Raw genomic sequence first — 6,961 nt, 5'->3', positions numbered from 1 at the left:
CTACGCGCCGCGCATTTGGTCACCCTCCAGCCCGTCGCATCCCGATTGCGGCTTCCCCCTACAGCCCCTGCCGCACCCTGGAGCTGGAGCTGGAGCTGGAGCTGGAGCTGGAGCTGGAGCTGGAGCTAGAGCTAGAGCTACACACAAGCTCTGAATCCCTTACAGCGTCATGGTTTCGCCGAACTCTCCACCTCAGCGAACCCCGGCCAGAACGCATCGGCCAGCAGCACCGCCGTCTCCCGCGGCCCGATCCCGGACCCGTCCCGCAGCCGCCACCGCGCCACCCGCTCGCTGGCCCCGACCAGCCCGTGCGCCAGCACCGCGACCCGGGTCGGGGAGGCGTCGACAAGCCACCGGCCGAGCACGTCCTCCAGCAGCCGGGTCTGCTGGCCGCGGATCGCCTCGATCGCCTCCTCGGCCGGACCGGCCACGATCACCGACTCGTTCAGCAGCACGGCCCAGGCCCGGCCGTGCCGGTCGGCGAAGTCGAAGTACGCCTCCAGGCCGGCCTCCAGCACGGCGCGCGGACCGTCCGCCTCGGCCGCCGCCATCGCACCGAGCGTCGTGGTGTGCAGATCCGCGCGGATCCGCGCCACGCACGCCAGCAGCAGCCCTTCCTTCGACGTGAAGTACTCGTACAACATCGGCTTGGAGACCCCGACGCGCAGCGACACCTCGTCCATGGACGTGTTCTGGAACCCGCGCTCGGCGAAGACTTCCTCGGCGGCGGCCAGGATCTGCTGCTCGCGTTCGGCGCGGGGCACGCGCTTGCGGCGCGGGGCGTCGGTCATGGCCCCGGACTCTATCGACTTCTCTCCCTACTCTCAGTAGGCTACCCGCCGGTAGGTTGTCGCCGAGCAGGGGCAGGGGAGCATGGCCGATCAGCGATTCCACACTGTCGTCGCCTTCGACGGCGCCGAGTTGCACGTCGAGGAAGACGGCCCCGCGGACGCGCCGGTCACCGTCGTGCTGGCCCACGGCTGGACCCTGTCCACCCGCGCCTGGCGGGCCCAGGCCGAGGCGCTGGCCGCGGCCGGAGACGTCCGGGTCCTGCGCTACGACCAGCGCGGACACGGCTCCTCGACGCCGGGCGAGGCATGGCTGGAAGGCGTCACCGGCGCCGCCGCGCAGCGCTTCGGCCCCGGCCCGTCGGTGGACCAACTGGGCCGCGACCTGGCCGCGGTCCTGGACCACCTCGTGCCGGCCGGCCCGGTGGTCCTCGCCGGCCACTCGATGGGCGGCATGACCATCATGGCGCTGGCCGACCAACGGCCGGACCTGTTCGGCGGCGAGGTGTCTGGTGGCAAGGTGTCTGGTGGCGAGGTGTCCGGCGGCAAGGTGTCCGGCGTCCTGCTGACCAACACCTCCAGCGGCGGCCTGTCCCGGATCACCCTCGGCTTCCCCGAACTGATCGCCAAGCCGGTCCGCAACTCCATCGTCAAGACCCTGCGACGCATCGCCGCCCACCCCGGCAAGGCGGACGCCGTCCGGGCCAAGCAGGCGACCGGCTCGCGAGCCGCGGTCGCGCAGACCCGCTGGCTGCTGTTCGGCCGGCGCGCGCCGCGAGCGGTGGTCGTGGAGTGCAACGAGATCCTGAAGACTTGCCCCAGCGTCACGCTGGCCGGCTTCTTCCCGGCGCTGATGATCCACGACAAGCGCGCGGCATTGAAGAACTTGGCCGGCGTCCACGTGGAGATCGTCGCCGCCACCCGTGACCGGCTCACGCCGCTCGCGCACGCCCGCCGGATGGCCGACGCGATCCCGGGCGCCCGGCTGACGGTCGCGCCGGGAGCCGGGCACATGGTGCCGATGGAACGGCCGCAGGTCCTCACCGCGTTGCTCACGAAGCTGATCGCCTCGGCGCGGGCTCGGTCGGACAGTGCGGCGTAGCACGGCGTGAATTCCTGCGCGTGCTCCCGGTGCGGTGCGCGAACCGTGCTTACGTAAGTGGTACTGACGGAACCGTAGTAACGCTTACCGCGCGTACCGACGCACACCGCTCCAGAAGACGCCTATCGCCTCTATCGCCTCTATCGCCTCAGAACCGCATGGGCCGCCTTGCGGCGGCCCCGCGGCGCGGGATCAGGCCGCGGCCCGCTCCCCGGTCGTCACCAGCACCGCCAGCACCGTCCGCGAAGGGATCGAGAGCTTGGCGAAGATGCGCGACAGGTGCGCCTCGACGGTCTTGGTGGACAGGCCCAGGGCGCGGGCGATCTGACGGTTGGTCCGGCCGTCCCGGACCAGGCGGGCGATCTCCATCTCGCGCGCCGTGAGGCGGTCGAGCGAGGCGGGGCGCTGGCTTCCGACGGTTGTGGTGCTCATTGGTGGTTCCCCCCTGTTGTGATGAGAAATGCTGGCGCTCCGCCGGGCCCGCACGGCCGGTTCAAGGCCGGTCGGGACGCCGTCGGTGCCGTGTTCACCGTCCGCGCGGTGCCTGCGGGCGGCGTGGGGCGTGGTCCAGGGGGAGGTGGCTTGGCAGTCGGCGATCATCGGTCGGGACGCCTCAGCGACCCCGTCCGACCCCGTGCGCGCGGAACCGTGCGGCGTGTCTGGTTGAACCCGCACGCCGATCCCAGCGATCCGATCGACCAACTCCGACACAAGCGTCGGCAGGCCAATTCCCCCATCCTGGCCCATGCACTGAACTATAGGGTGGTGCATTCCGGCGCGATAGGGGTTCTCCCATATTCAGCCGTGGTTCAGCATGGCGAGCTGGCGTACGCCACCGACGAGCCGGCTCCGGAAGCGCTTGCCACCGCGTCGATGTACGGAGCCGAGCCGGACGAGCACACGCCGTGCACGTCGACTCCCGGGTCGAGGTCGTACGACGTCTTCCCGGACAGCGTGAACGACTGGCTCTGCGCGCCGATCGACCCCGGTGAGTTCCCGGACTCCGAGCCGGCGAAGGTGACGGTCACCGTGACGCTCCCGGTTCCCCGCGTGGTCACGTGGACGTGCGCGACGTAGTTGAAGCCACCGCTCTGGTCCGCGCTCAGCGAGGACACACTCAGGGAGCTGACACCGCCGGACGCCGGCGGGGGCTGCTGGTGCGTGGTCTGCACCGGAGGCGGCGGCGCGGCCGAAGTGTGCGACGGCGGGGCCGCGGTCGTCGGCGCGCTGCTCGCCGGCGGGTTCGGCTTCGGCGGGATCACCGGCGGTTTTGAGGCGGTTGAGGAAACCGGCGGCGGCGTGTCCGTCGAGGTCGGCGCCGTCACCGCGCCGGGGTCGACCGAACTCGACGAGTCGCTGGTACTCGGCGGCACGGCGGAAGTGGACGGCCTGGTCGCCGGCGGCGCCGCGGTCTTGTTGCCGGAACTCTTCCCGCTGAGCGCGACGAACGCCGCCACACAGCAGACCGCGACTACGACCGCCGCCAGCGCGTAGCGCACGATGCGTCCGCGGTCGACCGGCTCGACGGGTTCCGTCATCGGGAACACCGGCGGCGGCATGTCGCTGCCCGGTTGGAAATGCTCGAACTCGTCGTGGCCGCCTCCGCCGGAAGCGACCGCGCCGGAACCCATCGCGCCGGAGCCCACGGCGCCGGAACCGATTGGGCCGGAACCCATCGCTGCGGCGCTTACAGCGGCGCCGGCAATGGCGGCTGTGGTCGCTGCGGCGGCCGAGCTCGGGGCCGGTGCCTTCGGTTCGGGACGGAACAGCGGGCGCGTGGATTCGTCGGGCAGCGTTCCGGCTCCAGGTCTGGCTCCCGAACCGGCACCGGCGCCTGTTCCTAGGGCCGCCGGACCGGGCGAAGCCAGCGAGACGTGGGTGCTGTCGGCGTCGGTGTCGGCGCTCAGACCGCTGCCATTGGAACCGGAGTTGGAGCCGGCTGCCTTTGAACGGGTCGCTTTGGAACCGGCGACTATGGAACCAGCGCCTATAGCGCCTGCGGCAATCGGGCCGGGACCCGCACTCGCACCCGGGCCCGCACCCGCACCCGCACCTGGGCCAGGGCCGGGGTTCGGCGGTGTCCGGGGCACGCGCGGCAGGTCGTCGTCGCCGACCAGACTGACGACGGGCGCTCGCGGCCCACGCGGGCGATCCGCTGCCGCCGGACCGGCGTTCAGCGGCGTCCGCGAGAGCTCCGCGTCCGTCGGGCCGCTGTTCGGCGGCGTGCGGGGGATCTGCACGATGTCCGCACCGACGTGGGTGTCATCCGGGCCCTGATTCGGCGGCGTCCGCGGGACCAGGGGCATCGCGGCGTCGGCGACGACGGCAGCGTCGGCGGCGTCGGCGGCGAGGTCGTCGAAGCCGAGCGGCACCCTGTCCGCCGGGGCACGCGAGATGTGCGTCGTGTCGGGATCGCTGTACTCAGGGCCTTGATTCGGCGGAGTCCGCGGTACCGACGGCAGGGAGTCTTCGGTGCCTGATATGGACAGATCGGTGGCGTCGGGCGTCGTCGGAGCTGTCGACTCCGCGAATCCCCCACCTGTTCCTCGGTCGCCCCGGTTTTCGCTGGTGATGGCGTCTTCGGCGCCTGGGGCCGTGATCGGCGTCGCCCGCGATATGTGCGTCTCGTCGGCGGACATGCTCGGTTCGGCCGGCTCGGTCTGCATGCCTGGTGCTTCCGGAGCGCCGGACATCTCCATGAGGGCCGCGTCCATGAGCGCGGCACCCGGACCGCGCAGCGGGGTGATCCGGGCCGTGTGCTCCTCGCCGAAGTCCTCGGCCGGATCGCCGCCGTCGCGGGCGTGACGCGCGGGGGCGTGCGGCTCTGCGAAGTCCTGTGCGCCCGGCGGCGGCGCGGGCGTCGATGCCGGCTCCGACCCCGCCTCCAATCCAGACCCCGACCCCGCCTCCGACATCGACGTCGTCTCGGTGTCCGGCTCGGCGTTCGTGCCCTTACCCCGCCGCAGTTGCGTGACCGAGGCGATCCGGGTCACCGGTGCCGTGCCCTCGACCATCTCCAGTGTCCGCAGGCGTTGCGCGTCCAGGCGCTTCACCCAGTCCGCGTAGCCGTCGGCGGACCAGGACGGCCAGGACCCCGCCGACTTGCCCTCCAGCCTCGGCAACCACCACGAGGCGAAGTACTGGGCGTCCACGGCCAGCTGCTCGACCGCCGGCAGCCACTCCAGATCACGCCGGCGCCCGCCCCGCGGGGCCTGCGCCAACTTGGACAGCACGGGTCGCAGCCGTACCGCCAGATCCCGGGCCTCGCGCGCGGTCTGCGTCGCCTCCTGCGGGTTGGTGGCGGGGTGCCACTCGGTGCCGGCCAGAATGCCGGTCACCAGCGTCCTCGTGCCGCCGCGCCCCCGTTCGTCTCCCCTGTCAGGCATGGGTACGAACGTATCCGTTTTGGATGTTCGAGTACAGATACGGGGGCAAGAACCTCAGGCCGCTTCCGGCCAGCGGTGCGACGTCCTAGAAGTCCTTGATCAGCTTCGCCAGGGCCTCCGCGGTGAGCGCCGGGGTCAGGGCGGTGACGCTGATCCGCTCTATCACCTGCAGATACACGTCCACGTCATCGCGCTTGTCCAGGTAGAGCGCGCCGGCCAGGTGCTCCAGGTAGACCACGTCCGGCAGGTCCGGCTCGGCGAAGCGCAGGATGGTGAACGCCCCGGCCTCGGCGGCGTGCGCGCCGGACTGGAAGGGCAGCACCTGCACCGTGACGTTCGGCCGCTCCATCATCTCCAGCAGGTGGGACAGCTGCTGGCGCATGATCTCGGGGCTGCCGACCGGGCGGCGCAGCGCGGCTTCGTCGACCACGGCCCACAGCCGTGGTGCGTCCTGCTCGCGCAGCAGCACGTTCTGGCGCTCCAGCCGCACTTGAACGCGGCGCTCGGAATCGCTGTCGTAGACGCCGCGGCCGGCCATCACGGCCCGCATGTAGTCGGCGGTCTGCAGCAGACCCGGTATGTACTGCACCTCGTACGTGCGGATCAGAGAGGCAGACTCCTCCAGTCCGATGTAGCCGGCGAACCAGCTCGGCAGGACGTCGTGGTAGCCGTGCCACCACGTGGTCGCGTTCGCGGCCTTGGCCATCGACAGGAACGGCTCCCGGGCGCCGGGGTCGGTGACGCCGTACAGCGAGAGCAGATCCTCCACGTCCCGCATCTTGAAACCGACGCGTCCGAGCTCCAGCCGACTGATCTTGGACTCCGACGAACGGATCTCCCAGCCGGCGGTCTCCCGGGTGATGCCCGCGGCCTCACGCAGCCGCCGCAGTTGCGAGCCGAGCATGATCCGGCGCACCGTCGCGCCGCCCGAGCGTGGGGGCTCGGACTCGGGATCAGCGGTGTGGGGCCCACTCATTGCTTCCTCGCTCCATCTGAGGCCCGATCCCTGTAAATCCCAGGTGCCGGGCGGTGGATCAGCTGCCGATTGTGCCACTCGGGCGTCCGCTTGTGAACACCGCAAGCCTAGGTGGTCCCGGTGGCAGGGACACCCCGGAGCGCACGGCAGAACCCTGAATCATCTCGTCAAAGACTTTGCTCATCCGAGACCCTGCGCGCGCCGTCTACGCTGTAGCATGCACGTGCATCCGCCTTATGCATAGGAAAACTCTGCGATTGCATGTGCCACCGCCGAAGCGGCCGGCACCTGACGGGAGACCCGATGGTCGCGTCTGGTTACGCCTACTCCCTGCTCCATGCCGACCTGCCGGTCTGCATCGGGTACCAGGCCGTGGGGCGCAGCGTGTCGACGCGGCACTGCGTGCTCCCGGCCCGCGCCGAATCCGTCTCAGCAGCCCGCCGCTTCGTCCGCGACGTAGCGGAGGACTGGCGAGGCCGCCCCGAGAGATTCGCCACACTCCTGGAGAACCTGGGCATCGTCGTCAGCGAACTAGTGACCAACGCCCTAGTCCACGCCTACGAAGCAGTCCTCCCAGGCCGCACCTGCGACGAATCCGACCTGATATCCCTATGCCTCGTCCACGAACCCTGCGACACCGCCGACGGCGAAGCCGGCATAGAACGCGTCCTCTTCGCCGTAGCCGACCCCTCAGCCGCCTCCCCAGTAG

The 6,961-nt window shown here is 70.8% G+C and carries 5 protein-coding genes and 1 pseudogene; 2 read left to right on the top strand and 4 right to left on the bottom strand.

Features of this window, described 5'->3' with window-relative positions:
- Positions 1-167 precede the first annotated feature (167 nt).
- Positions 168-791: a TetR/AcrR family transcriptional regulator gene (locus KGQ19_RS46480; protein ID WP_212021676.1), complete on the bottom strand. Its 624-nt coding sequence runs from the start codon at positions 789-791 to the stop codon at positions 168-170.
- 82 nt (positions 792-873) lie between these two features.
- On the opposite strand from KGQ19_RS46480, the gene KGQ19_RS46475 reads away from it, so the two are divergent.
- Positions 874-1,890, top strand: coding sequence for an alpha/beta fold hydrolase (locus KGQ19_RS46475; protein ID WP_212021674.1), 1,017 nt, complete (start codon positions 874-876; stop codon positions 1,888-1,890).
- 192 nt (positions 1,891-2,082) lie between these two features.
- Here KGQ19_RS46475 and KGQ19_RS46470 read toward each other — a convergent pair whose 3' ends face one another.
- The 3 genes from KGQ19_RS46470 to KGQ19_RS46460 form a co-directional block, all read right to left on the bottom strand.
- On the bottom strand, positions 2,083-2,322 hold the full coding sequence (locus tag KGQ19_RS46470) for a helix-turn-helix domain-containing protein (protein ID WP_212021672.1): 240 nt from the start codon (positions 2,320-2,322) through the stop codon (positions 2,083-2,085).
- 377 nt (positions 2,323-2,699) lie between these two features.
- Positions 2,700-5,276 (bottom strand): hypothetical protein, encoded by a 2,577-nt coding sequence (locus KGQ19_RS46465; protein WP_212021671.1) that lies wholly within the window; start codon positions 5,274-5,276, stop codon positions 2,700-2,702.
- A gap of 85 nt (positions 5,277-5,361) precedes the next feature.
- Positions 5,362-6,252: a Sco1979 family transcriptional regulator gene (locus tag KGQ19_RS46460; RefSeq protein ID WP_194898803.1), complete on the bottom strand. Its 891-nt coding sequence runs from the start codon at positions 6,250-6,252 to the stop codon at positions 5,362-5,364.
- A gap of 303 nt (positions 6,253-6,555) precedes the next feature.
- Here KGQ19_RS46460 and KGQ19_RS46455 point away from each other — a divergent pair.
- Positions 6,556-6,961 (top strand): annotated as a pseudogene (locus KGQ19_RS46455) (hypothetical protein); the annotation flags it as partial.

This window comes from Catenulispora pinistramenti (genome assembly GCF_018274385.1).
GTDB classification, from domain to species: Bacteria; Actinomycetota; Actinomycetes; order Streptomycetales; family Catenulisporaceae; genus Catenulispora; species Catenulispora pinistramenti.
The sequence above is the reverse complement of the archived record's forward strand: the minus strand, read 5'-3'. Positions and strand labels throughout refer to the sequence as shown.

What these genes read in the sequence shown, in the direction of transcription:
- KGQ19_RS46480 (WP_212021676.1), bottom strand. Translation starts at nt 791, where the DNA reads ATGACCGACGCCCCGCGCCGCAAGCGCGTGCCCCGCGCCGAACGCGAG.
- KGQ19_RS46460 (WP_194898803.1), bottom strand. Translation starts at nt 6,252, where the DNA reads ATGAGTGGGCCCCACACCGCTGATCCCGAGTCCGAGCCCCCACGCTCG.
- KGQ19_RS46470 (WP_212021672.1), bottom strand. Translation starts at nt 2,322, where the DNA reads ATGAGCACCACAACCGTCGGAAGCCAGCGCCCCGCCTCGCTCGACCGC.
- KGQ19_RS46475 (WP_212021674.1), top strand. Translation starts at nt 874, where the DNA reads ATGGCCGATCAGCGATTCCACACTGTCGTCGCCTTCGACGGCGCCGAG.
- KGQ19_RS46465 (WP_212021671.1), bottom strand. Translation starts at nt 5,276, where the DNA reads ATGCCTGACAGGGGAGACGAACGGGGGCGCGGCGGCACGAGGACGCTG.